General features: G+C 72.0%; 23 protein-coding genes. 4 read left to right on the top strand and 19 right to left on the bottom strand.

Annotation, left to right across the window (positions count from 1 at the left end; all coding sequences use genetic code 11):
- Nucleotides 1-64: 64 nt before the first annotated feature.
- Together ABEE00_RS08820 and fmt are read right to left on the bottom strand one after the other, a co-directional pair.
- Nucleotides 65-1480: an RsmB/NOP family class I SAM-dependent RNA methyltransferase gene (locus ABEE00_RS08820; protein ID WP_345744731.1), complete on the bottom strand. Its 1416-nt coding sequence runs from the start codon at nt 1478-1480 to the stop codon at nt 65-67.
- Nucleotides 1481-1615: 135 nt separating this feature from the next.
- Nucleotides 1616-2563, bottom strand: a complete 948-nt coding sequence (gene fmt / locus ABEE00_RS08815) for a methionyl-tRNA formyltransferase (protein WP_345744730.1) — start codon at nt 2561-2563, stop codon at nt 1616-1618.
- 312 nt (nt 2564-2875) lie between these two features.
- Between fmt and ABEE00_RS08810 the strand changes: the two genes are divergently transcribed.
- Complete coding sequence (locus ABEE00_RS08810) at nt 2876-3463, top strand: hypothetical protein (RefSeq protein ID WP_345744729.1); 588 nt, start codon at nt 2876-2878, stop codon at nt 3461-3463.
- 189 nt (nt 3464-3652) lie between these two features.
- Here ABEE00_RS08810 and ABEE00_RS08805 read toward each other — a convergent pair whose 3' ends face one another.
- Nucleotides 3653-5797, bottom strand: a complete 2145-nt coding sequence (locus tag ABEE00_RS08805) for a primosomal protein N' (RefSeq protein ID WP_345744728.1) — start codon at nt 5795-5797, stop codon at nt 3653-3655.
- A 125-nt stretch (nt 5798-5922) separates the two neighbouring features.
- On the opposite strand from ABEE00_RS08805, the gene ABEE00_RS08800 reads away from it, so the two are divergent.
- Entirely contained in the window at nt 5923-6360 is a 438-nt protein-coding gene (locus tag ABEE00_RS08800) for a hypothetical protein (RefSeq protein ID WP_345744727.1), read from the top strand.
- Between the two features lie 18 nt (nt 6361-6378).
- Nucleotides 6379-6741 (top strand): toll/interleukin-1 receptor domain-containing protein, encoded by a 363-nt coding sequence (locus ABEE00_RS08795; RefSeq protein ID WP_345744726.1) that lies wholly within the window; start codon nt 6379-6381, stop codon nt 6739-6741.
- A gap of 20 nt (nt 6742-6761) precedes the next feature.
- On the opposite strand, the gene ABEE00_RS08790 is transcribed toward ABEE00_RS08795, so the two are convergent.
- The 14 genes from ABEE00_RS08790 to pyrR all read right to left on the bottom strand — a co-directional run bounded on the left by ABEE00_RS08790 (nt 6762) and on the right by pyrR (nt 22273).
- Entirely contained in the window at nt 6762-7184 is a 423-nt protein-coding gene (locus ABEE00_RS08790; protein ID WP_345744725.1) for an HIT family protein, read from the bottom strand.
- Nucleotides 7185-7394: 210 nt separating this feature from the next.
- Entirely contained in the window at nt 7395-8606 is a 1212-nt protein-coding gene (gene metK / locus ABEE00_RS08785) for a methionine adenosyltransferase (RefSeq protein WP_345744724.1), read from the bottom strand.
- Nucleotides 8607-8949: 343 nt separating this feature from the next.
- Nucleotides 8950-10188 carry a bifunctional phosphopantothenoylcysteine decarboxylase/phosphopantothenate--cysteine ligase CoaBC gene (gene coaBC / locus ABEE00_RS08780; RefSeq protein WP_345744723.1) on the bottom strand — a complete coding sequence of 413 codons (1239 nt, stop codon included), beginning with the start codon at nt 10186-10188 and terminating at the stop codon, nt 8950-8952.
- 115 nt (nt 10189-10303) lie between these two features.
- Nucleotides 10304-10603 carry a DNA-directed RNA polymerase subunit omega gene (gene rpoZ, locus ABEE00_RS08775; protein ID WP_345744722.1) on the bottom strand — a complete coding sequence of 100 codons (300 nt, stop codon included), beginning with the start codon at nt 10601-10603 and terminating at the stop codon, nt 10304-10306.
- Between the two features lie 105 nt (nt 10604-10708).
- Nucleotides 10709-11305: a guanylate kinase gene (gene gmk / locus ABEE00_RS08770; RefSeq protein WP_345744721.1), complete on the bottom strand. Its 597-nt coding sequence runs from the start codon at nt 11303-11305 to the stop codon at nt 10709-10711.
- A 102-nt stretch (nt 11306-11407) separates the two neighbouring features.
- Nucleotides 11408-11734 (bottom strand): integration host factor, encoded by a 327-nt coding sequence (locus ABEE00_RS08765; protein WP_345744720.1) that lies wholly within the window; start codon nt 11732-11734, stop codon nt 11408-11410.
- Nucleotides 11735-12050: 316 nt separating this feature from the next.
- On the bottom strand, nt 12051-12920 hold the full coding sequence (gene pyrF, locus ABEE00_RS08760; protein WP_345744719.1) for an orotidine-5'-phosphate decarboxylase: 870 nt from the start codon (nt 12918-12920) through the stop codon (nt 12051-12053).
- Nucleotides 12917-14029, bottom strand: a complete 1113-nt coding sequence (locus ABEE00_RS08755; RefSeq protein ID WP_345744978.1) for a quinone-dependent dihydroorotate dehydrogenase — start codon at nt 14027-14029, stop codon at nt 12917-12919. Before ABEE00_RS08755 ends, pyrF begins: the two co-directional genes overlap by 4 nt.
- A 127-nt stretch (nt 14030-14156) precedes the next feature.
- Nucleotides 14157-17471: a carbamoyl-phosphate synthase large subunit gene (gene carB / locus ABEE00_RS08750; RefSeq protein WP_345744718.1), complete on the bottom strand. Its 3315-nt coding sequence runs from the start codon at nt 17469-17471 to the stop codon at nt 14157-14159.
- Nucleotides 17464-18606: a glutamine-hydrolyzing carbamoyl-phosphate synthase small subunit gene (gene carA, locus ABEE00_RS08745; protein ID WP_345744717.1), complete on the bottom strand. Its 1143-nt coding sequence runs from the start codon at nt 18604-18606 to the stop codon at nt 17464-17466. The genes carB and carA overlap by 8 nt, the downstream gene beginning before the upstream one ends.
- On the bottom strand, nt 18603-19247 hold the full coding sequence (locus ABEE00_RS08740) for a PH-like domain-containing protein (RefSeq protein ID WP_345744716.1): 645 nt from the start codon (nt 19245-19247) through the stop codon (nt 18603-18605). The genes carA and ABEE00_RS08740 overlap by 4 nt, the downstream gene beginning before the upstream one ends.
- Entirely contained in the window at nt 19244-20551 is a 1308-nt protein-coding gene (locus ABEE00_RS08735; protein WP_345744715.1) for a dihydroorotase, read from the bottom strand. Before ABEE00_RS08735 ends, ABEE00_RS08740 begins: the two co-directional genes overlap by 4 nt.
- Nucleotide 20552: 1 nt before the next feature.
- Complete coding sequence (locus ABEE00_RS08730; RefSeq protein WP_345744714.1) at nt 20553-21533, bottom strand: aspartate carbamoyltransferase catalytic subunit; 981 nt, start codon at nt 21531-21533, stop codon at nt 20553-20555.
- Between the two features lie 125 nt (nt 21534-21658).
- Nucleotides 21659-22273, bottom strand: coding sequence for a bifunctional pyr operon transcriptional regulator/uracil phosphoribosyltransferase PyrR (gene pyrR / locus ABEE00_RS08725; protein ID WP_451918522.1), 615 nt, complete (start codon nt 22271-22273; stop codon nt 21659-21661).
- 229 nt (nt 22274-22502) lie between these two features.
- Here pyrR and bldD point away from each other — a divergent pair, with 229 nt between their 5' ends.
- A complete protein-coding gene (gene bldD, locus ABEE00_RS08720; RefSeq protein ID WP_028431622.1) occupies nt 22503-23003 on the top strand; it encodes a transcriptional regulator BldD in 501 nt (166 codons plus the stop codon).
- Nucleotides 23004-23210: 207 nt separating this feature from the next.
- Here the strand turns inward: bldD and nusB are convergent, their stop codons facing one another.
- Both nusB and efp read right to left on the bottom strand, forming a co-directional pair.
- Nucleotides 23211-23636: a transcription antitermination factor NusB gene (gene nusB / locus ABEE00_RS08715; protein ID WP_345744713.1), complete on the bottom strand. Its 426-nt coding sequence runs from the start codon at nt 23634-23636 to the stop codon at nt 23211-23213.
- 2 nt (nt 23637-23638) lie between these two features.
- A complete protein-coding gene (efp, locus tag ABEE00_RS08710; protein ID WP_345744712.1) occupies nt 23639-24205 on the bottom strand; it encodes an elongation factor P in 567 nt (188 codons plus the stop codon).
- Nucleotides 24206-24252 lie beyond the last annotated feature (47 nt).

Below are 24252 nucleotides of genomic sequence, written 5' to 3'. Positions count from 1 at the left end.
GGGGGACGGTACGCAGCCGGCGCCGCCTCCGCGGGGCGCGGGACCCGCGCGGTCTCCGGCGCGGTCAGCCGCCGGGCCGCCGCAGCAGCGCCAGGTACATCGCGTCGGTGCCGTGCAGATGCGGCCAGAGCTGTACGTCGGGGCCCTCGCCCAGGTCCGTGACGCCGCTCAACAGGGGCCGCGCGTCGAGGAGTTCAGCGCCGGTCTCCTTGCGCAGGTCGTCGACCACGGCGCGGGTCTCGGCCAGGTGCGGCGAGCAGGTCGCGTACCCCACGACCCCGCCGGGACGCACCGAGGCCAGCGCCTCGCGCAGCAGCCCGCGCTGGAGCGGCGCGAAGCCGTCCAGGTCCTCGGGCCTGCGCCGCCAGCGCGCCTCGGGCCGCCGGCGCAGCGCGCCGAGCCCCGTGCACGGGACGTCGACCAGCACGCGGTCGAGACTGCCGGGCCGCCAGGCCGGACGGGTGCCGTCGGCGGTGACCACCTGGTACGGGCCCGGGTTGCCGGCGAGCGAGCGGGCGACCAGCTCAGCGCGGTGCGGCTGCTTCTCGGCCGCCAGCAGCGCCGCGCCCCGTTCCGCGGCCAGCGCGCCGAGCAGCGCCGCCTTGCCGCCGGGCCCGGCGCAGCCGTCCAGCCACCGCTCGTCGGGGCCCTCCAGCGGCGCGTCGGCCAGCGCCATCGCCACGAGCTGGCTGCCCTCGTCCTGCACACCGGCGCGGCCCTCGCGCACGGCGTCCAGCGCTCCGGGCTCGCCGCCCTCGGCCATCCGCACCGCGTACGGCGACCAGCGCCCGGGCTCGGCCTCGCCGGTCAGCAGCTCCTCGGTGGTGGCCCGCCCGGGCCGCGCTACCAGGGTCACCCGGGGCCGCTCGTTGTCGGCGGAGAGCAGCGCCTCGATGTCCTCGCGGCCGCCGCCCAGCGCGTCCCACAGCGCGCCGACCACCCAGCGCGGATGCGCGTACCGGATGGCCAGATGTTCCTCGGGGTCCTCCTCGTACGGCGGGGTCACGCGCTCCAGCCAGCCGTCCAGGTCGTCCCGCGAGATCTTGCGCAGCACCGCGTTCACGAACTTGGCCCGCCCCTCGCCGACCACGGCCCGCGCCAGGTCGACGGTCGCGGACACGGCGGCGTGCGTGGGGATGCGGGTGCCGAGCAACTGGTGGGCGCCGAGCGTCAGTACGTCCAGCACGGGCGGGTCGATGTCGCGCACGGGCCGGTCGGTGCACTCGGCGATGACCGCGTCATAGGTGCCCTGCCAGCGCAGCGAGCCGTAGACCAGCTCGGTCGCGAGGGCCGCGTCGCGCGCGTCGAGCCGCCCCTTGTCCCGCTCCTTGCGCAGCAGCGGGGGGAGTACGAGGTTGGCGTACGCGTCCCGCTCGTCCACGGCGCGCAGCACGTCGAAGGCGAGCCCGCGCACGGGGTCCTTGCGGGGACGGTTCCTGCGCGCGTTGGGGGGCGCGCCACGGCGCGGCTGACCGCTCACTGCTGCCTGCTCACGACTGGTTGCTCACTGCTCAAGGTGCTCCGCTCAAAAGATGACGTTCCCCAGCGTACGCCCCGGTCCGCGGGCGTTTCGCGGCGCCCGTGCACCGGGGTGCGGGCACGCGCCACGCGGAGGTCACGCCGGGTCGGCGCCCAGCACCTCGCCCTCCGCGACCCGCACGCCGCGGGCCCAATCCGCCGCCGGCATCGGCTTCTTGCCCTGCGGCTGCACCCATTCGAGGGCCACGGGGTGCGAACCGGTGCCCACGTGAACGGAGTTCTTGCCCGCGACGACCTCGCCGGGCCCGGGCAGCGCGCCCTCGTACCCGGGGGCGAGCGAGAGCGTCCGCACCTTCAGGCGCTGGCCGCGGAACGTCGTCCAGGCGCCCGGCGCCGGGGTGCACCCGCGCACCAGCCGGTCCACCCGCAGCGCGGGCGCCGACCAGTCGATCCGCGCGTCGTCCACGGTGAGCTTCGGCGCGATGGACACGCCCTCCTCGGGCTGCGGCACCGCCTGGAGCGAACCGTCCTCGATCCCGTCCATCGTGGCCTTGAGCAGCCCGGACCCGGCGAACGCCAGCCGCGTCAGCAGGTCGCCGCTGGTGTCCGTGGGCCGCACCTCCTCGGTCAGCACCCCGTACACCGGCCCCGAGTCGAGGCCCTCCTCGATCTGGAAGGTGGTCGCGCCCGTCATCTCGTCGCCCGCGATCAGCGCGTGCTGCACCGGCGCCGCACCGCGCCACGCGGGCAGCAGCGAGAAGTGCAGGTTGACCCAGCCGTGCCGCGGAACGTCCAGCGCGACGCGGGGCAGCAGCGCCCCGTACGCGACGACCGGGCAGCAGTCGGGGGCGATCTCGCGGAGCCGGGCGAGGAAGTCCTCGTCCTTCGGCTTGGCGGGCTTGAGCACCTCGACGCCCTCCTCCTCCGCGCGCTGCGCGACGGGGCTGGGGACCAGGTGGCGGCCGCGCCCCGCGCGGGCGTCGGGCCGGGTGACGACGGCCGCCACCTCGTGCTGCTCCGAGGCGAGCAGGGCGTCGAGTGCGGGTACGGCGACCTCGGGGGTGCCGGCGAAGACGAGCCTCATCGGTGGCGAACTACCTCTCACGAAGCCGCGGTCGGCGGCGGCTGCACCCGCGCGGCGGCGCCTGGCCGCGCCGGCAACTGGGGCCTGGGAAAACGCCAGTTTACGGTCCGTCACGCCGTCGCGCCCGAGGGGGCGTACGCCGTGGTGCGCGCCCCAGGAACGGCCCCTCACACGCCCCCATACCGTGACCAGAGGGACCGTTATGCCGTTGGTCAAGGGAGATTGACCGAATCGGGCCGCTCGACGGCCCCGACCGTCATGGACGTCATAGACGTCACAGACCTTTTATTCGCCGGTTCGAGAGGCTTGTTCATGGCCGACCACGCAACCCACGACGCCCAGGCGAGGGCCAGCCTGCATCTGCTGGTGCGGGACATCGAGCGGGTCCGGCGGCAGGTGGACGCGCTGCGCACGCTCACCGCCCAGCTCGGCAACGTCTACCGCCCGCGGCGCACCGGCCCGTCAGCGGGCTTCGTCGTCTACGGACGCGCGCCAGCCCCGACCGTGCGGCTCGCGCAGGAGCTGCGGGACAGCGTCGAGACCCTGGTGACAGCCGCCGTGGACTTCGACCGCTCGCTCGGCTTCTCCTGGGACGCGGTCGGCTCCGCGCTGGGCGTCACCAAGCAGGCGGTGCACCGCCGCTACGGATCACGCCGCGGTACGGTCCGGGAGCCCGTGCACGAGGGCGAGGAGTCCGTCACCCCGCACGAGGGCACCCCGACGACCCCGGCGCCGCGCGCCCCTTCGGGACTGCCGCAGCCGCCCTCCGTCCCGGCGGCCCGCTCGGTGCCGGGCCGGGCCCCGGCGCCCGCGCCCTCCTCACCGGCCGCCCCCGCCGAGCGCCCCGCGCCCGAGCGGGAGCCCCGACCGGGGGTCTTCCCCGGTCCCCGCAACGGCTGACCCCTCCACGGCCGTTGCCCCGCCGCCCGGCACGCCCCCTCGACGGGCGTCCGGGCGGCGGTTCTGTTTCCGGGCCGGTGGCCTCTGCTTCCGCGCCGACGGTCGCGGGCGTCCGTCGGTCCGGCTCGGGCTTCATCACGGCAGCTCGGCCCCCGCCCGCCGCCCCGGCCCGCGCGGCAGCGCGACCGCTCAGCCGATGTCCGGCGGGTCGATCCGGATGTGCACCGCCGGGCCCTCCCTCCGTGTGAGGCGGGCGACCTGGGCCGTCTTGAGCGCCGAGGCCAGCGCGGCGCCCCTGCCCTGCGGCACCCGTACGAGCGCGCGCTCCCACGTCTCCCCCGGCGGCGGGTCGCCCGTCCTGCGCGGACGCCCGGCCTCCGGTACGCGCATCGGCACCGGGCCCAGGACCTCGGCCTCCGGCGGCAGTTCGGCCCCGGCCCTGTCCAGCAGCTCGGCCACGGCCTCGGGCGGCCCGGAAACGGCGGCCATCCGCGACACCGGGGGGAAGCCCAGCTCGGCGCGCTCCGCCAGCTCCCGCACCGCGAACCCCGCCGGGTCCCAGCGCACCAGCGCCTGCACGGGGCGCTGGTGCGGCTCGGCGACGACCACGACGGTGCCGCCCCAGGGCTCCGCGCCCTGCCCCCGTACCAGCGCCGACGCGCTCAGCCAGCGGCGCAGCGCCTCCTCGCCCGCGCGCAGGTCGGGCCGCCCGAGCAGCGCCCAGGCGTCGAGCAGCAGCGCGGCCGCGTACCCCTCGCCCTCGGCGACCGGCTCGGCGCCCGGCGTGGAGACCACGATCGCGGGGCGGTCGGGAACGGACTCCAGCACATGGTCGCGCCCCGAGGTGCGCACCGGCACCGAGGGGAACGCGCGTCCGAGCTCCTCCGCCGTACGCCGCGCCCCGAACACCTGGCCGCGCAGCCGGAAGCCGCCGCACTCCTGGCAGTGCCACTCCGGCTCGTGCCGCGCGCACCAGCCGCACGTCAACTCGCCCTCGGGGCCCGAGGCTTCGAGCGGCCCCGCGCAGTGCCGGCAGCGGGCCGGGGCGCGGCAGCGCTCGCAGGCCAGCCGCGGTACGTAGCCCCGGCGCGGCACCTGGACCAGCACCGGACCGTGCTCCAGCGCGTCGCGCGCGGTGCGCCAGGCGATGCTGGGCAGCCGGGCGCTGTGCGCGGCCGCGTCCCGCTCCTCGTCGCGCTCGACGAGCGTGCGCACCGCGGGCGCCGCCGTGCGCAGCGTCTCCCTGCCCGCCGCCAGCGGCCCGGCCCACCCCGTCTCCACGAGCTGGGCCGCCTCGACGGTGCACCCGTGCCCGCCGAGCAGGAACCCCGCGTGCTCGGTGACGGCACGCTGGAGCAGCACCTCGCGGGCGTGCGGCTGGGGCGCGTGGTCGTCGCTGTGCGCCGCGTCGCCGTCCTCCCAGATCGCGGCGAGCCCCAGGTCCCGCACGGGCGCGAACATCGCGGCGCGGGTGCCGACCACGGCCCGTACGGAGCCGCGGCTGACCGCGAGCCAGCGGGCGTACCGCGGCTCGGGCCCCGAATCGGCGGTCAGCAGCACGTGCCGGCCCGTGCCGATGAGCTCGGTGAGCGCGGCGTCCACGCGCTGCGCTGCCCGCCCGTCGGGCAGCACGGCGAGCGCCCCGCGCCCGGCGGCGAGGGCCGCGGCCATCGCGCGCGCGAGCTCCTCGGGCCACCCGGGCCCCGGCACCGCGGTCCACACGGCGCGCGGGCTCTCCCCGCGCGCCAGGGAGTCGAGGAAGGCGGGACCCTGCGCATACCGTTCCCAGCCGCCGGGCTCCGGCGCCGCGGGCGCGGGCTGCGGGGGCGGCGAGGCCCGCTTCTCGGCCCGCGCCACGCGCGGCGGCACGGCTAGCTGTACGACGTCGGCCAGCGATCCCGCGTACCGGTCGGCCACCGCGCGGCACAGCTTCAACAGCTCGGGCGACAGCACGCGTTCGGGCGAGAGCACCTGCGCGAGAGGGGCCAGCGCGCCGGAGAAGTCGCTCTCCTCGCACCGCTCCACGATGAACCCGTTGATGAGCCGCCCGCCCTCGCGGCGCCCCTCCTTCTCCCCCGCGCCGAACCGCACCCGCACCCGCACCCCGGGCTGGGCCTCCTCGTCCATGGCGGCGGGCACCGCGTAGTCGAAATACCGGTCGAGGTGCAGCACGCCCTTGTCCACGAGCACCCGCGCCACGGGCCGTGTCTCCGCGAGGGCCGCGCCCCGCCACGTACGCGGCTTCGCCTTGGGCGCCTTCCGCCGCCGCACGGTCTCCCGGATCAACGCGAGCTGCTCCGGCTCCCCCTCCACCTGCCCGTTGTCGCTGCACACAGCACAAGTCTTAACAGACCCCACCGACAGCCCCGCACCGCAAGGGTCCGCCGGAGGAAGGCACTCTCGACACCCGCTCCACGGAGGGAGAGGGTGCGGCTGTCCCCAGAGAGGAGCCGGACCCGTTGAACGAACCCACGGCGGATATGCTCGACCGGGAACAGCTGGAGCAACTGCACGCCGCCACCCTCAAGGCCTCGGAAGCGTGCCTGGAGCTGAAAAAGCTGTGCGCGGCCGTCCTCGTCCCACTGGAAGCACTGGTGGCGGCGTTCAACGACAGGAAACCAAGTCTCTCCTTGTTCGCCGCCGGGATCCTCGTCATAGCGGCGTTCTGGATAGCCGACAGCTTCAGCTATTTCTACCAACGGAAACTGAGGGGATCGATGCACCACATCTGGCAGAGGCGCGCCCAGCGCTGCGCTGAGCATTACCCCCACGTCCCGGCCCCGGGCGAAGTCTCCCCGGCCCGCGCGGCGTTCAACGCCTCGATGGTCTACTACCTGGCGCTCGGCACGCTGGTCTGCATCGCGGCCGCGTGCTACTCGCTGGGCTGGTCGGGCTGAGGCAGGCGCGCAGTGCGAGTGTTCGTCAGCTATGCACGGGCGGAGAATCCCCGCGGCCGACTCCTCGCCATCAAGCGTGCGTTGTCCTCTCTGGGACAGGTGTACATCGACGATCTCGAGGAGCACGACCCCGGCGCCGACAGGACCGCGACCGTCATGAACGCGCTCACTCGCGCCGACCTCTTCGTCGCGGTCCATTCGCGGAGTTATCTGCGGACTGAATGGACACGTCTGGAATTCCACAAGGCGCAGGAATCCGGAAGGGAAATGCGCGCCCTCATGCCTGACATGTCATGCGTGAACAGCGACTCCGCAAGCTGGCCGTGGCCTGCACAGGAAGCCGCCGAAGGCTCCAAGTCCGGGGCGCCCAGCGGCACTTGACCGCCAGCCCCCTCACACCCTCACTCCCCCAAAGCCCCCCGCACCACCCCCGCCACCTCCTCCGCCCGCTCCGCGCTCTCGTAGCGCCCCCTCGGCCAGAGGAAGCCGCGGAGGCCGTCCTTTCGGTTTCGGGGGATCACGTGGAAGTGGAGGTGGGGGACGGACTGGCTGATGGTGTTGTTGGCCAGTACCAGGGAGCCGGCCGACTCCATGCCGCGCTGCACCGCGCCGGTCAGCCGTTGTACGCGGGCGAAGAACGGGGCGACCTCGCCGGGCGGCAGATCCACAAGCGTCTCGGCGTGCTCCCGGGGGACGACCAGGACGTGGCCGGGGAAGAGCGGGCGGGTGTCGAGGAAAGCGACCGCGTGCTCGTCCTCGTACACCCGGTACGCGTTCGCGCGGCCCGCGACGATCTCGCAGAAGACACATGGCGCAGCATTCACGGCACCAGTGAAACCCCTCACCCGGCCCCGCGGCACCCGCACACGGCAAGCCCGCACAACTCGACAGACCCGCACACGAAGAGCCCGCGCAACGGCCGAGGCCCGGCCTCCCCGCCGTGACGGGGAGGCCGGGCCTCGGCTAAGCGTGCGCGGAGGACGCGAGGACGGACGGGCTGGTATCCGTCACGCGCCACCGCCGCAGCGGACTGCTCAGAGGCCGACGGCCTTCTTCAGCGCGTCGACGCGGTCGGTCCGCTCCCAGGTGAAGTCCGGCAGCTCACGGCCGAAGTGGCCGTACGCGGCGGTCTGGGAGTAGATCGGGCGCAGCAGGTCCAGGTCGCGGAGGATCGCGGCCGGGCGGAGGTCGAAGACGTCCGAGATGGCCTGCTCGATCTTGGCCACGTCGACCTTGGCGGTGCCGAAGGTCTCGACGAAGAGACCGACCGGCTCGGCCTTGCCGATCGCGTAGGCGACCTGCACCTCGCAGCGGCTCGCGAGGCCGGCGGCGACCACGTTCTTGGCGACCCAGCGCATCGCGTACGCGGCGGAGCGGTCGACCTTGGACGGGTCCTTGCCGGAGAATGCACCGCCACCGTGGCGGGCCATGCCGCCGTAGGTGTCGATGATGATCTTGCGACCGGTGAGGCCGGCGTCGCCCATCGGGCCGCCGATCTCGAAGCGGCCGGTCGGGTTGATCAGCAGGCGGTAGCCCTCGGTCTCGAGCTTGAGGCCGTCCTCCTCGAGGAGGCGCTTGAGCTCGGGCTCCACGACGTACTCGCGGATGTCGGGCGCGAGCAGCGAGTCGAGGTCGATGTCCGCGGCGTGCTGCGAGGACACCACGACGGTGTCCAGGCGGACCGGCTTGTCACCGTCGTACTCGATGGTGACCTGGGTCTTGCCGTCGGGGCGCAGGTAGGGAATGGTCCCGTTCTTGCGGACGGCGGACAGGCGCTCGGAGAGGCGCTGCGCGAGGGTGATCGGCAGCGGCATGTAGACCGAGGTGTCGTCGCAGGCGTAGCCGAACATCAGGCCCTGGTCGCCCGCGCCCTGCTTGTCGAGCTCGTCGTCGTCGCCCTCGACGCGCTTCTCGTAGGCGGTGTCGACGCCCTGCGCGATGTCGGGCGACTGCGCGCCGATGGACTCGGAAACGCCGCAGGAGGCGCCGTCGAAGCCCTTCTTGGAGGAGTCGTAACCGATCTCCAGGATCTTGTTGCGCACGATCTTGGAAATAGGCGCGTAGGCCTGCGTCGTCACCTCACCGGCCACGTGCACAAGGCCGGTGGTGATCATGGTCTCGACGGCGACCCGGGACTTCGGGTCCTCCTTCAGAAGCGCGTCGAGAATCGCGTCACTGACCTGGTCAGCGATCTTGTCAGGGTGACCCTCGGTCACAGATTCCGAGGTGAACAAGCGGCGGGACACATCGCTCCCTGTGGTTGCAGCGGCTGCTGGCTGAACAAAGGCGGACCGGCGTTGGGATCGCGGTCAGCCCTGCCCCGTAGGCCCGACCCGTGGGGTCCGGCTGCGGGGGCCTGACTCAACGGCTTCCCGATCACGGTCCGCCGCCAGTTTATCCATCTCCACCCGCATCCAATCACGTCCGCCCTCGGCTTGGCAGGGGTACGACCTGCGCATCCCGCGCCAGCTCCGCACGAAGCCGACACGGATTCCACAACGAAGCGCGCTCAGGAAGGGTGATTTGTCCGGATCTTGCGGACAGCAATTTTTCAGAACCCGATCCCGCGCAAAGCCAGGTCAGCGGGGGTCAGGAGGTCGCCAGACGACCCGAGACGAGATCCCAGACGGTGTCGGCGAGCGCCTCCTTCGGACCGTGCGGCACGGCCGTCTCGGATCCATCAGAACCGATGACGAGCGCTTCGTTCTCTTCCGACCCGAAAGTCTTGCTTTCGCCCACTTCGTTGACGACGAGGAAGTCGCAGCCCTTGCGCTCGAGCTTGGCCCGCCCGTTCGCCAGCACGTCGTTCGTCTCGGCCGCGAAGCCGACGATGACCTGCCCGGGATTGGGGCGTTCCGCTGAGATACCCGCGAGGATGTCCGGATTCCGTACGAGAGCGACGGGTTCGGGCTCCGTGCCGTCCTTCTTCTTGATCTTCCCGGTGGCGTACTCGGCGGGCCGGAAGTCCGCCACGGCCGCGGCCATCACCACCGCGTCCGCGTCCGCCGCGGCCTTCGTCACCGCCTCCTGGAGCTGTACGGCGGTGCCGACCCGCACCACGTCCGTACCGGCGGGAGCGGGCAGCTCGCTGTTCGCGGTCACCAGCGTGACCCGGGCGCCGCGCGCCACGGCGGTGCGCGCCAGCGCGTAGCCCTGCCGCCCCGTGGAGCGGTTGCCGAGGAAACGGACGGGATCCAGCGGCTCGCGGGTGCCCCCGGCGCTGACCACCACGTGCCGCCCGGCGAGGTCGGCGGCCGCGCCCTCGCCGCCCCGGGCCAGCACCCTGCGGCAGGTCTCGAAGATCGCGTCGGGCTCCGGGAAGCGGCCCTTGCCGGTGTCCACGCCGGTCAGCCGCCCCACATCGGGCTCGATGACCACTGCGCCGCGGCGGCGCAGCGTGGCGACGTTCTCCTGGGTGGCCTGGTGCTCCCACATCTCGGTGTGCATCGCCGGGGCGAAGACCACGGGACATCGGGCGGTCAGGAGCGTGTTGGTGAGCAGGTCGTCGGCCAGCCCGTGCGCGGCCTTGGCCAGCATGTCCGCGGTGGCGGGGGCGACGACCACCAGGTCGGCGTGCTGCCCGATGCGCACGTGCGGGACCTCGTGCACCTGCTCCCACACGTCCGTCGAGACGGGCTTGCCGGAGAGCGCGGCCCAGGTCGGGGCGCCCACGAAGTGCAGCGCCGACTCGGTGGGCACGACCTGTACGTCGTGTCCGCCCTCGGTCAGCCGCCGCAGCAGCTCGCACGCCTTGTAGGCGGCGATGCCGCCGCTGACCCCCAGAACGACCCGCGGCTTCTCCGTACGGCGCACGGCCTGCTGCTCCATCGCTGGCTCGCCTCTCCCCTGGTGTTCGGTTTCCTTCACATGACACACCACGGGCCCGGCAGTCGCGCTGCCGGGCCCGTGGTGTGTGCGGTGCTGGGTGCGCCTGGCGGTCTGCCTACTGCAGGCCGGCCGGGGCGGCGGGGGCGACCGGCGGGGCCTCGACGGCCTCCGAGGTCAGCAGGCCCGCGTTGATCTCGCGCAGCGCGATCGAGAGCGGCTTCTCGTGGACGTGGGTGTCCACCAGCGGACCCACGTACTCGAGCAGGCCCTCACCGAGCTGCGAGTAGTACGCGTTGATCTGGCGCGCGCGCTTGGCGGCGTAGATCACCAGGCTGTACTTCGAGTCGGTGGCCTCGAGCAGCTCATCAATCGGCGGGTTGATGATGCCCTCGGGCGTCGTGATGGAAGAGGACACGCTCTGCCTTCCGGAGGGTGGGGTCGAGATCTGTGCGGGGGATCGCGGCGGTTCGGGGAGAAGAGATCCGGGAACCTGAGCCGTAATCCGCTCAGATCGTGATGATCAATTGATTCGCATCAAGGCTAGCAGTTCGGCGCTGACACCCTCGACGGAGGTGTTGACAAGAGTGGTGTCGAACTCCGACTCGGCCGCCAGCTCGATCCGGGCGGCGGCGAGCCGGGACTCGATCACCTCGGGGGCCTCGGTGCCCCGCCCGGTGAGGCGGCGCACCAGCTCCTCCCAGCTCGGCGGCGCGAGGAAGACGAGCTGCGCCTCCGGCATGGCCTCCTTGACGAGCCGGGCGCCCTGGAGGTCGATCTCCAGCAGGACCGGTTCGCCGCGGTCCAGGCGCTCCTGGACGGCCTGGCGCGGGGTGCCGTAGCGGTTGCCGGCGAACTCGGCCCACTCCAGCAGCTCGCCATTGGCGATCAGCTTGTCGAATTCCTCGTCGTCCACGAAGAAGTACTGCACTCCGTGGGTCTCGCCCGGACGCGGTTTGCGGGTCGTGGCGGAGACCGAGAGCCATACCTCGGGGTGTGCCTTGCGCATGTGCGCGACGACCGTGCTCTTGCCGACCCCCGAAGGGCCGGAGAGCACGGTCAGACGCGGTGTGCCAACCGGGGGTTCGGGGGTTTCCCCCCGGGAGACTGCGGTACTCATGCAGCGATTATCCCGGTTATGGAGAGTGCCCTGCCACCACGGGTCGGCGGGCCGTTCCCGCGGGCCACGGGCCGCCGACTCATCCGGCGGACGCACCGCGGATCACGCCTTGGCGCTGTTTCCGAACTCGCGCTCCAGGGCGGCGATTTGGTTGGAGCCGAGGCCGCGCACCCGGCGGCTCTCGGAGATCCCGAGCCGCTCCATGATCTGCTTGGCGCGGACCTTGCCGACGCCGGGGAGCGATTCGAGCAGGGCGGAGACCTTCATCTTGCCGATGACGTCGTTCTCCTGGCCCTGCTTGATGACCTCGTGGAGGGAAGCGCCGGAGTGCTTCAGCCGGTTCTTGACCTCGGCGCGCTCCCGGCGAGCCGCGGCGGCCTTTTCGAGCGCGGCTGCGCGCTGTTCAGGGGTAAGGGGCGGAAGAGCCACGCCTACGTCACCTCGGATGTCGAACTGTCGGATATGGATCGGGAGGAACCTAGTAGCCCCGCACCCTGCGGAGCAACGAGCAACGCAGCCAGTCGCGGTGCTCTCGACGGAGACTAGCGGGCATGAGGCCCGTAGTCAGCGAGAACAAGCGAAAAGTCCTGGTCAGACTCCGCTGACAGCGACATTTACGGACATACCGGCGAGGATTTTCCGGTTTCCGCTTCCGCCGCGGACTTCCCCACGGGCCGGTGCACGGCGTCGTACGGAGTGCCGTACCGTCGTCCGTACTGCCGTGCGTGCGGCCCCCGTTGCGTAGTCAGCCCTCCACCGCCGCGCGCACACCGTCCGCGAACCGCCGCGCGGAATCGCGCATGCCGCCAACATCCGGGCCGTGCTTGAGGATTCCGCGGCTGACGCTCGGCACGACCTGCCGCACCGCGTCGCCGAACACCGCGGGCAGGTCGGCGGGGGTCGCGCCCTGGGCGCCGATCCCCGGCGCGAGCAGCGGGCCGTTGATGTCCAGGCGTACGTCGAGGTCCCGCAGCACCCCGCCGAGTGTGGCGCCCACCACGGCGCCGAACGACCCCATGGGGCGGGCTCCCCCGTTCGCGTCCGCGAGGTGGTCCAGGACGGTGGCCGCCACGCTGCGTCCGCTCTCCGTGCGCACGGCGTGCTGCACCTCGGCGCCCTCCTTGTTGGAGGTGAGCGCGAGCGCGAAGAGGCCGCAGCCGTGCTCCCGCGCGCGCTCGGCGGCGGGCTCCAGCGAGCCGAAGCCGAGGTAGGGGCTGACCGTGAGCGCGTCGGAGAAGAGCGGCGAGGAGGGGTGCAGGAAGGCGTCGGCGTAGGCGGCCATGGTGGAGCCGATGTCGCCGCGCTTGGCGTCCATCAGCACCAGCGCGCCCGCGGCGCGCGCCTCCTCCACCGTGCGCTCCAGCACGGCGACGCCGCGCGAGCCGAAGCGCTCGAAGAAGGCGGCCTGCGGCTTGAGCACGGCGACCTCGCCGGCCAGCGCCTCGACGGTCGTACGGGCGAAGCGCTCCAGGCCCGCGACGTCGTCGCCCAGGCCCCAGTCGGCGAGGAGCGAGGCGTGCGGGTCGATGCCGACGCAGAGGGGGCCGCGCTCGTCCATGGAGCGGCGCAGGCGCGCGCCGAAGGGCTCGGGAGCGCTCGCTTCGGGGGAGGTCACGGGGCGGTCACCTTCCTGTGCTCGGCGCCGACGGCCTCGGCGAGGGTGGCGTACGGGCTGGCCGCAAGGCGCGCGGCGAGGCCCTTGTGCACGGCGCGGGACCAGAACGGGCCCTCGTAGATGAACGCGCTGTAGCCCTGGACGAGGGTGGCCCCGGCGAGGATGCGCTGCCAGGCGTCCTCGGCGTTCTCGATGCCGCCGACGCCGATCAGGGTGAGGCGGTCGCCGACGCGCGCGTACAGGCGTCGCAGCACGTCGAGGGAGCGCTGCTTCAGGGGCGCGCCGGACAGGCCGCCGTTCTCCTCCAGGACGGCGGGGTCGGCGACCAGGCCCATGCCCTCGCGGGCGATCGTGGTGTTGGTGGCGATGATCCCGTCGAGGCCGAGTTCCACGGCGAGGTCGGCGACCGCGTCCACGTCCTCGTCGGCGAGGTCCGGGGCGATCTTGACCAGGAGCGGGACGCGGCGCCCTGTCACGGTGCGGTCCGCTGCTTCCCGTACGGCGGTCAGCAGGGGGCGCAGGGACTCGGTGGCCTGGAGATTCCGCAGTCCGGGTGTGTTGGGCGAGGAGACGTTGACGACCAGGTAGTCGGCGTGCTCGGCGAGGCGCTCGGTGGAGGTGACGTAGTCGCCGACCGCCTCGGCCTCCGGGACGATCTTTGTCTTGCCGATGTTGACGCCGACGGTCGTGGGGAACACCGGGCTGCGCTCGGCGAGCCGGTGCGCGACCGCGGCCGAGCCCGGGTTGTTGAAGCCCATGCGGTTGATCAGCGCGCGGTCGCCGACCAGGCGGAACAGGCGCTTGCGCGGGTTGCCGGGCTGCGGGTGCGCGGTGACCGTGCCGATCTCCACGTGGTCGAAGCCGAGCATCGCCATGCCGTCGATGCCCTCGGCGGCCTTGTCGAACCCGGCGGCCAGGCCGAAGGGCCCGTGCATGCGGCGGCCCAGCGCCTCGACGCGCAGCTCCTTGTACCGGGGCGCGAGCAGGGCGGCGACGAACGTGCGCAGCACGGGGACGCGGGCGGCCCACCTGATCCAGGAGAAGGCCAGGCGGTGCGCCCGCTCGGGGTCGAGCCGCCGGAAGACGGTGCGGAAGAAGAGGGAGTACATGCGTGTGTGGGCCTTCTGCTGGAAGGTGCGGTCCATGGGCGGAGACTGTCGCTCGTACGCCCTTCGGGCGTGTCCTCGAGCGCCGGACGAGCTGATCCCCCAGCCCGTCCGGCGCTCGGAAGGCCCGTCAGCCCTCGCGGGCCGCGGTCAGGCGCTCGGCGTGCGCCTGGAGCGACTTCACATCGACGTCGCCGCGCGAGAGCGCGTCGACGCCCTGCACCGCGGCCGCCAGCGCCTGGACCGTGGTCAGGCACGGGACCGCGCGGGCCACGGCTGCGGTGCGGATGTCGTAGCCGTCGAGCCGGCCGCCCTCGGTGCCGTACGGGGTGTTGACGATCAGGTCGACCTGGCCGTCGTGGATGAGCTGGACGACGGTCTTCTCGCCCTGCGGACCCTCGCCCTCGCTCTGCTTGCGCACCACCGTGGCGTTGATGCCGTTGCGCTTGAGAACCTCCGCGGTGCCCGAGGTGGCCAGCAGCTCGAAGCCCATGGCGATGAGCTCGCGCGCCGGGAAGATCAGCGCGCGCTTGTCGCGGTTGGCGACCGAGACGAAGGCCCTGCCCTTGGTGGGCAGCGCGCCGTAGGCGGCGGCCTGGGACTTGGCGTACGAGGTGCCGAACACCGAGTCGATGCCCATGACTTCGCCGGTGGAGCGCATCTCCGGGCCGAGCACGGTGTCCACGCCGCGGCCCTGCACATCGCGGAAGCGTGTCCAGGGCAGGACCGCCTCCTTGACCGAGATCGGCGCGTCCATGGGCAGGTCGCCGCCGTCGCCCGACTTCGGCAGCATGCCCTCCTCGCGCAGCTCAGCGACGGTCGCGCCCAGCGAGATGCGGGCCGCGGCCTTTGCGAGCGGGACGGCCGTGGCCTTGGAGGTGAACGGGACGGTGCGGGACGCGCGCGGGTTGGCCTCCAGCACGTACAGGATGTCCCCGGCCATGGCGAACTGGATGTTGATCAGCCCGCGCACGCCCACACCCTTGGCGATGCCCTCGGTCGAGGCGCGCAGCCGCTTGATGTCGTGGCCGCCGAGGGTGATCGGGGGCAGCGCGCACGCCGAGTCGCCGGAGTGGATGCCGGCCTCCTCGATGTGCTCCATCACGCCGCCGAGGTAGAGCTCCTCGCCGTCGTACAGGGCGTCCACGTCGATCTCGATCGCGTCGTCCAGGAAGCGGTCGATCAGCACCGGGTGCTTGTCGATCAGGCCCGCGTGCCGGGTCAGGTAGGACTCCAGCGCCTGCTCGTCGTAGACGATCTCCATGCCGCGCCCGCCGAGCACGTACGAGGGCCGCACCATCACCGGGTAGTTGATCTCCGCGGCGATGCCCTTGGCCTGCTCGAAGGAGTACGCGGTGCCGTACTTCGGCGCGGGCAGCCCGGCCTCCTCCAGGACCCGGCCGAAGGCGCCGCGCTCCTCGGCGAGGTTGATCGCCTCGGGCGAGGTGCCCACGATCGGCACGCCGTTGTCCTTGAGGTCCTGCGCGAGCCCGAGCGGGGTCTGGCCGCCGAGCTGCACGACGACCCCGGCGACGGGCCCGGCCGCCTGCTCGGCGTGCACGATCTCCAGCACGTCCTCCAGGGTGAGCGGCTCGAAGTAGAGCCGGTCGGAGGTGTCGTAGTCGGTGGAGACGGTCTCGGGGTTGCAGTTGACCATGACGGTCTCGTAGCCGGCGTCGCTCAGCGCGAAGGAGGCGTGCACGCAGGAGTAGTCGAACTCGATGCCCTGGCCGATGCGGTTCGGGCCCGAGCCGAGGATGATCACCGCGGGCTTCTCGCGCGGCGCGACCTCGGTCTCCTCGTCGTAGGAGGAGTAGAAGTACGGGGTCTTCGCGGCGAATTCGGCGGCGCAGGTGTCCACCGTCTTGTACACCGGGCGCACCCCGAGGGCGTGCCTGACCTCGCGTACGACGTCCTCGCGGAGCGAGCGCAGGCCGGCGATCTGGGCGTCCGAGAAGCCGTAGCGCTTGGCCTCCGCCAGCAGCTCGGGGCTGAGCTCGGAGGCCGCGGCGATCTCGTCGGCGACCTCCTTGATCAGGAAGAGCTGGTCGGTGAACCACGGGTCGATGTGCGTCGCGTCGAAGACCTCCTGCGGGGTGGCGCCCGCGCGGATGGCCTGCATGACGGTCTGCACGCGGCCGTCGGTGGGGCGCTTCGACTCCTCCAGCAGCGCGGCCTTGTCGCCGGGCGTGCCGGTGAAGTCGAAGGAGCTGCCCTTCTTCTCCAGGGAGCGCAGCGCCTTCTGGAAGGCCTCGGGGAAGTTGCGGCCGATGGCCATGGCCTCGCCGACCGACTTCATGGTGGTGGTCAGCGTGTTGTCGGCGGCCGGGAACTTCTCGAAGGCGAAGCGCGGCGCCTTGACCACGACGTAGTCGAGGGTGGGCTCGAACGACGCCGGGGTCTGCTCGGTGATGTCGTTCGGGATCTCGTCCAGCGTGTAGCCCACGGCGAGCTTCGCGGCGATCTTCGCGATGGGGAAGCCGGTGGCCTTGGAGGCGAGCGCCGAGGACCGCGAGACGCGCGGGTTCATCTCGATGACGACCACGCGGCCGTCCTTCGGGTTCACCGCGAACTGGATGTTGCAGCCGCCGGTGTCCACGCCGACCTCGCGGATCACGGCGATGCCGATGTCGCGGAGCACCTGGTACTCGCGGTCGGTGAGGGTCATCGCGGGCGCGACGGTGATGGAGTCGCCGGTGTGCACGCCCATCGGGTCGAAGTTCTCGATGGAGCAGACGACCACGACGTTGTCGTTCTTGTCGCGCATCAGCTCCAGCTCGTACTCCTTCCACCCGAGGATGGACTCCTCCAGGAGCACCTCGGTGGTGGGCGAGAGCGTGAGGCCGGTGCTGGCCATGCGGCGCAGCTCGTCCTCGTCGTGCGCGAAGCCCGAGCCCGCGCCGCCCATGGTGAAGGAGGGGCGGACGACCACGGGGTAGCCGCCGAGCTCCTCGACGCCCTTCATGACGTCGTCCATGGAGTGGCAGATGTAGGAGCGGGCCGACTCGCCGTGACCGATCTTCTTCCGGACCTCTTCGACCACGTCCTTGAACTGGTCGCGGTCCTCGCCCTTGTTGATCGCCTCGACGTTGGCGCCGATCAGCTCGACGCCGTACTCCGCGAGGGTGCCCGCGTCGTGCAGCGAGATCGCCGTGTTCAGCGCGGTCTGGCCGCCGAGGGTGGGCAGCAGCGCGTCGGGGCGCTCCTTGGCGATGATCTTCTCGACGAACTCCGGGGTGATCGGCTCGACGTAGGTGGCGTCGGCGATCTCCGGGTCGGTCATGATCGTGGCCGGGTTGGAGTTGACCAGGATCACCCGCAGGCCCTCGGCCTTGAGGACCCGGCAGGCCTGGGTGCCGGAGTAGTCGAACTCGGCCGCCTGGCCGATGACGATCGGCCCGGACCCGATGACCAGGACGGACTGGATATCGGTGCGCTTAGGCACGCTGGGCCTCCATGAGCTGTACGAAGCGGTCGAAGAGGTACGCGGCGTCGTGCGGACCGGCCGCCGCTTCGGGGTGGTACTGGACGCTGAAGGCGGGCTGGTCGAGGAGCTGGAGCCCCTCCACCACGCTGTCGTTGAGGCACACGTGGGAGACCTCGGCCCGGCCGTACGGGGTGGCGCTGGCGCCGTCGAGCGGGGCGTCCACGGCGAAGCCGTGGTTGTGCGCGGTGACCTCGACCTTGCCGGTCGTGCGGTCCTGGACCGGCTGGTTGATGCCGCGGTGGCCGTACTTGAGCTTGAAGGTGCCGAAGCCCAGCGCGCGCCCGAGGATCTGGTTGCCGAAGCAGATGCCGAACAGCGGCGTCTTCTTCTCCAGCACGCCCTTCATCAGCGCGACGGGGTGCTCGGCGGTCGCCGGGTCGCCGGGTCCGTTGGAGAAGAACACGCCGTCGGGCTGCACGGCGTAGATGTCCTCCAGCGAGGCGTTCGCCGGGAGCACGTGCACCTCGATGCCGCGCTCGGCCATGCGGTGCGGGGTCATGCCCTTGATCCCGAGGTCCACGGCGGCGACGGTGAAGCGCTTCTCGCCGATGGCCGGGACCACGTACGCCTCGTCCGTCGCCACCTCGCCGCACAGGTCGGCGCCCTTCATCTCGGGCGCGGCCTTCACCTTGGCGAGCAGGGCCGCCTCATCCGCAAGTGCGTCACCGGAGAAGATCCCGACCCGCATCGCCCCGCGCTCGCGCAGGTGCCGGGTCAGCGCGCGGGTGTCCACGCCGCTGATGCCCACGACGCCCTGGGCGTCGAGCTCCTCGTCGAGGGTGCGCACCGAGCGCCAGTTGGAGGGGATCCGTGCGGGGTCGCGTACGACGTAGCCGGACACCCAGATCCGCTCGGACTCGGGGTCCTCGTCGTTCACGCCGGTGTTGCCGATGTGCGGGGCCGTCATCACGACGACCTGGCGGTGGTACGAGGGGTCGGTCAGGGTCTCCTGGTAGCCGGTCATGCCGGTGGAGAACACGGCCTCGCCGAAGGTCTCCCCCACCGCGCCGTAGGCACGGCCGCGGAAGGTGCGGCCGTCCTCCAGGACAAGGACTGCTGGAGCCTTCGCGGCTCCCCTGGCGGAGGTCGTCATCGTGCGCCTTCCTGATCGTGCTGCTTCTCGTGGATGGGGGTGGGGCCGGGGTTTTCGCCGGAGACGCCGTCGGAGTCTTCGGAGGCGCCGGCCAGGGCGTTGATCCGCTCGACCCATTCGGGGTGCTCGGCAGCCTTGTCGGAGCGGAAGCCGGAGTCGAGCGCGCGCCCGCCGTGCTCCCAGGTGATCACCAGGAGCCCGCCCTCGGTGAGGACCTTGCCGGCGATCCCGGTCTCCAGGCGCGCTCCGCGCAGCTTCCCGGCGGGGACGAAGAAGTCGGAGGCGCCGGGCCGTACGACGCCGACGCCCTCCTCCGTGAGGGTCACCTCGGCGCGGCTGCGCACCCCGAGGCCGTGCGCCACGATCCGGTCCAGCCACTGACCCGCGCTGGTGGAGCCGTGGTACCGGCCGGTGAGGGTGAGCAGCGCGAGACCTGGGTCGGCCGGCGCCTGGGGCAGCTCGGGCAGGTCGCCCTGGAGGGTGCCGCGCCACTTCCAGCCCTGGCGCATCAGCCAGTACAGCAGCGCGATGAAGAGCAGGAGCCCTACGACCCAGCCGGCCCGGGCCGCCCAGTCGGTGACCTCCTGGGACCGCTGCTGTGCGGCGAGTTGGTACAGGTGCGGGGAGTTCAGAGAGATCACGCCAAGTTTCCGTTCACGACCGTCGCCCGGCCCCGCAGGAAGGTGTGGGTGATGCGCCCCGGCAGCTCGCGGCCCTTGTACGGGGTGTTGCCGCTGCGCGAGGCGAAGCCCGCGGGGTCCACGTGACCACGGTAAGCCGCGTCGCTGAGGACCAGGTTGGCGGGCTCACCCGGGGCGATGGGCCGCCCCTGCGCGCCGAGCCGGCCGATCGCGGCGGGCCGGTGCGACATGCGGTCGGCCACCTGCGCCCAGTCCAGCAGGCCGGTGTCGACCATGGTGTGCTGCACGACCGAGAGCGCCGTCTCCAGGCCGACCATGCCCATGGCCGCCGCGCCCCACTCGCAGTCCTTGTCCTCGTGCGGGTGCGGCGCGTGGTCGGTGGCGACGCAGTCGATGGTGCCGTCGGCCAGCGCCTCGCGGAGCGCCATGACGTCGGCCTCCGTGCGCAGCGGCGGGTTGACCTTGTAGACCGGGTCGTAGCTGCGGACGAGCTCGTCGGTCAGCAGCAGGTGGTGCGGGGTGACCTCTGCCGTGACGTTCCAGCCCTTGGACTTGGCCCAGCGGACGATCTCCACCGAGCCCGCCGTGGAGAGGTGGCAGATGTGCAGCCGGGAGCCGACGTGCGCGGCGAGCAGCACGTCCCGGGCGATGATCGACTCCTCGGCGACCGCGGGCCAGCCGCCCAGGCCCAGCTCGGCCGAGACGATGCCCTCGTTCATCTGGGCGCCCTCGGTCAGCCGCGGCTCCTGCGCGTGCTGCGCGACCACGCCGTCGAAGGCCTTCACGTACTCCAGGGCCCGCCGCATGATCACGGCGTCGTCCACGCACTTGCCGTCGTCGGAGAAGACCAGCACCCCGGCGGCCGAGTCGTGCATCGCGCCCAGCTCCGCGAGCTGCTTGCCCTCCAGGCCCACGGTCACGGCGCCGACCGGCTGCACGTCGCAGTAGCCGTGCTCCTTGCCGAGCCGCCAGACCTGCTCGACCACGCCGGCCGTGTCGGCGACCGGGAAGGTGTTGGCCATCGCGTGTACGGAGGTGTAGCCGCCCTTGGCCGCCGCGCGGGTGCCGGTGAGCACCGTCTCGGAGTCCTCGCGGCCGGGCTCGCGCAGGTGGGTGTGCAGGTCGACCAGGCCCGGGAGCAGGATCTGCCCTTCGGCCTCGACCACGTGCGCGTCCCCGGCGTCGAGCCCGGCGCCGACCTGGGCGATCGTCCCGCCCTCGATCAGCACGTCCTGCGGCTCCCCGCCCAGCGGCCTCGCGCCGCGGATCAGTGTCTTGCCGGGCGTCTTGTCGGTCTCGCTCATGTCAGTCGTTCTCCTCGGTACGGGCGGCGGCGGGGACGGAGACGGCGGGTTCGGCGCCGCCCAGCAGCAGGTACATCACGGCCATGCGGATGCTCACGCCGTTGGCCACCTGCTCCACGGCGGTGCACCGCGGCGAGTCGGCGACCTCGGCGGTGATCTCCATGCCGCGGTTCATCGGCCCGGGGTGCATGACGATCGAATGCTCGGGCATCCGCGCCATCCGCTCGCCGTCCAGGCCGTACCGGCGGGCGTATTCGCGCTCAGTGGGGAAGAAGGCCGCGTTCATCCGCTCCCGCTGCACCCGGAGCATCATCACGGCGTCGGACTTGGCGAGTACCGCGTCCAGGTCGTAGCTCACCTCGCAGGGCCAGGTCTCGACACCGACCGGCACCAGCGTGGGCGGCGCGACCAGGGTGACCTCGGCGCCCAGGGTGCTCAGCAGGTGCACGTTGGAGCGGGCGACCCGGCTGTGCAGGATGTCGCCGACGATCGTGACGTGCCGCCCCGCGAGGTCCCGGCCCTCCTCGCCCACCAGGCGGCGGCGCATGGTGAACGCGTCCAGCAGCGCCTGCGTGGGGTGCTCGTGCGTGCCGTCGCCGGCGTTGACCACCGAACCGCCGATCCACCCGGAGGTGGCCAGCCTGTGCGGGGCGCCGGACTGGCCGTGCCGGATGACCACGGCGTCGGCGCCCATGGCCTCCAGGGTCAGCGCGGTGTCCTTGAGGGACTCGCCCTTGGAGACCGAGGAGCCCTTGGCGGAGAAGTTGATGACGTCGGCCGACAGCCGCTTGGCCGCCGCCTCGAAGGAGATCCGGGTGCGCGTGGAGTCCTCGAAGAAGAGGTTCACGACGGTGCGCCCGCGCAGCGTGGGGAGCTTCTTGATCGGCCGGTCGGCGAAGCGTGCCATCTCCTCGGCGGTGTCGAGGATCAGGACGGCGTCGTCGTGGGTGAGGTCGGCGGCCGAGATGAGATGACGCTTCATCTGCTCTTGCCTGTGCCTTCCGTGCTGGTGTGGCGGGATGGAGTTCTCCCGCGGTACGTGCCGCGGGTGCGGGCATGCGGGGGCGCTGCGGGACCCACGGGTCCCGGGGTGCCCGGGGGAGCCGCTTACTGACCGGCCTGCGCGGGGCGGGTGGTGTCGCGGCCGGTGTCCTCGCGCTCGCCGAGCAGCACGCCGTCGTGCCCGTCCTCCTCGGCGAGCTGCACCTTGACCGTCTCGCGCAGCGAGGTGGGCAGGTTCTTGCCGACGTAGTCGGCGCGGATGGGGAGTTCGCGGTGCCCGCGGTCGACCAGCACGGCGAGCTGCACCGCGCGCGGCCTGCCGATGTCACCCAGCGCATCCAGTGCGGCACGGATCGTGCGGCCGGAGAAGAGCACGTCGTCGACCAGCACGACCAGCCGTCCGTCGACCCCGTCGCCGGGGATCTCGGTGCGGGCCAGGGTGCGAGCGGGACCGAGACGGAGATCGTCCCGGTACATCGTGATGTCGAGGGAGCCGACCGCGGCGGGCTGCCCGGTGATATCGGCGAGCTTGTCCGCCAGACGGCGGGCGAGATGCACCCCGCGGGTGGGGATGCCGAGGAGCACCACGTCGTCGGCGCCCTTGGCGCGTTCGACGATCTCGTGGGCGATGCGGGTGAGCACGCGCGCGATGTCCGGAGCCTCCAGCACGGGGCGGGCTTCGGACCGGGAGCGGGCGCTGCCGCTGTCCATAGTGGCCATGAAAAGGGGACCCCCTTCCCCGCCTCACGGGACGGGCGTTAAAGGACGTCTGAGCTGTCGACCGACAACCGTACCAGGACGGTCACCGCCAGCTCCGAGGGGGCTTACGGGTGGGGCTGGTGGGGCCGGATCCCGCTCGGCTTGACGCGGCACATTACGCTGCGTAACATCACAGTGAGTTACGAAGCACGCGGCCCAGCCGCATGCGTCCCAGCGTCCGGGGAGCCTTATGTCCAGCGAATACGCCAAACAGCTCGGGGCCAAGCTCCGCGCCATCCGCACCCAGCAGGGCCTCTCTCTCCACGGTGTCGAGGAGAAGTCCCAGGGCCGCTGGAAGGCGGTCGTGGTCGGCTCGTACGAGCGCGGCGACCGCGCCGTGACCGTGCAGCGTCTCGCCGAGCTGGCGGACTTCTACGGCGTGCCGGTGCAGGAGCTCCTGCCGGGCACGACGCCGGGCGGCGCGGCCGAGCCGCCGCCGAAGCTGGTCCTCGACCTCGAGCGGCTGGCCCACGTGCCGGCCGAGAAGGCGGGCCCGCTCCAGCGGTATGCGGCCACCATCCAGTCGCAGCGCGGCGACTACAACGGCAAGGTCCTCTCGATCCGCCAGGACGACCTGCGCACCCTCGCGGTGATCTACGACCAGTCGCCCTCGGTCCTGACCGAGCAGCTCATCAGCTGGGGCGTCCTCGACGCGGACGCCCGCCGCGCCGTCGCCCACGAGGACGCGTAGCGGCCTGCCGGCCGCGAGCCACCGAAGAAACGTACCGCCGCCCTCGTACGGAGCCCGCCCGGGTCCCGTGCGGGGGCGGCATTGTCTTTGCGCCCAATTCCCGAGCCCCGTACGAGAGTTCACGTACCCCGTACGGGAGTCGGGTGACCGCACAGAAACGCCTTGGGCCCCGCGCGAGTGCGGGGCCCAAGGCGTGAAGCGCCGGTCCTACCGGCGGAGGGACGGCTTGAGGTCCTTCAGGCGGGCCAGCAGGCCGTTGACGAACGACGGGGACTCGTCGGTGGAGAACTCCCGCGCGAGCTGCACCGCCTCGTCGATCACCACCGCCTCCGGGGTGTCCTCCGACCAGATCAGCTCGTAGGCGCCGAGCCGCAGGATGCAGCGGTCGACCACCGGCATCCGGTCCAGGGTCCAGCCCACCGCGTACTGCGAGATGAGCTCGTCGATGCGCGGCGCGTTGGCCGCATACCCCTCGATGAGCTCGACCGCGTACTCGTTGACCGGGGGCTGCCTGGGGTCCTCCCTGGCGTGCGCGAGCCAGGAGTCCAGGACGTCGGTGACCCGCGCGTCCCGCTGGTCCGCCTCGAAAATGATCTGGAAGGCACGCTTCCGTGCCTTGCTGCGGGCAGACACGGTTAGCCGCTCACCCGGCCGAGGTACTCGCCGGTGCGGGTGTCGACCTTGATCTTCTCGCCGGTCGTGATGAACAGCGGGACCTGGATCGTGTAGCCCGTCTCCAGCTCGGCGGGCTTGGAGCCGCCGGTGGAGCGGTCGCCCTGCACGCCGGGCTCGGTGTGCTGGATGGTCAGCTCGACGGCGGCCTGGAGCTCGACGTTGAGCACCTCGCCCTCGTGCATGGCCACCGTCGCGTCGAAGCCCTCGACGAGGTAGTTCGCCGCGTCGCCGACCGTCTTGCGGTCGACGTGGAGCTGGTCGAAGGTCTGCATGTCCATGAAGACGAACATCTCGCCGTCCATGTACGAGAACTGCATGGTGCGTCGGTCCACGGTGGCCGTCTCGACCTTCGTGCCCGCGTTGAACGTCTTGTCGACGATCTTGCCGGACAGGACGTTCTTCAGCTTCGTACGGACGAACGCGGGGCCCTTGCCGGGCTTGACGTGCTGGAACTCGACAACGGACCAGAGCTGGTCGCCGTCGAGCTTGAGCACCATGCCGTTCTTGAGGTCGTTCGTGGATGCCACGGTCGCGGAATCTCCTGAGACTGCTGCTGCGGAACCAAGGACGTGCC

The organism is Streptomyces odontomachicola (assembly GCF_039605595.1).
Taxonomy (GTDB): domain Bacteria; phylum Actinomycetota; class Actinomycetes; order Streptomycetales; family Streptomycetaceae; genus Streptomyces.
This window is presented reverse-complemented; position numbering and strand designations above follow the sequence as displayed.

Bases quoted from the DNA above. Each gene is read 5' to 3' on its own strand.
- ABEE00_RS08730 (WP_345744714.1), bottom strand. From the start codon at position 21,533: ATGAAGCGTCATCTCATCTCGGCCGCCGACCTCACCCACGACGACGCC.
- bldD (WP_028431622.1), top strand. From the start codon at position 22,503: ATGTCCAGCGAATACGCCAAACAGCTCGGGGCCAAGCTCCGCGCCATC.
- ABEE00_RS08755 (WP_345744978.1), bottom strand. From the start codon at position 14,029: ATGTACTCCCTCTTCTTCCGCACCGTCTTCCGGCGGCTCGACCCCGAG.
- ABEE00_RS08810 (WP_345744729.1), top strand. From the start codon at position 2,876: ATGGCCGACCACGCAACCCACGACGCCCAGGCGAGGGCCAGCCTGCAT.
- fmt (WP_345744730.1), bottom strand. From the start codon at position 2,563: ATGAGGCTCGTCTTCGCCGGCACCCCCGAGGTCGCCGTACCCGCACTC.
- carA (WP_345744717.1), bottom strand. From the start codon at position 18,606: ATGACGACCTCCGCCAGGGGAGCCGCGAAGGCTCCAGCAGTCCTTGTC.
- pyrR (WP_451918522.1), bottom strand. From the start codon at position 22,273: ATGGCCACTATGGACAGCGGCAGCGCCCGCTCCCGGTCCGAAGCCCGC.
- coaBC (WP_345744723.1), bottom strand. From the start codon at position 10,188: ATGGAGCAGCAGGCCGTGCGCCGTACGGAGAAGCCGCGGGTCGTTCTG.
- ABEE00_RS08735 (WP_345744715.1), bottom strand. From the start codon at position 20,551: ATGAGCGAGACCGACAAGACGCCCGGCAAGACACTGATCCGCGGCGCG.
- gmk (WP_345744721.1), bottom strand. From the start codon at position 11,305: ATGAGTACCGCAGTCTCCCGGGGGGAAACCCCCGAACCCCCGGTTGGC.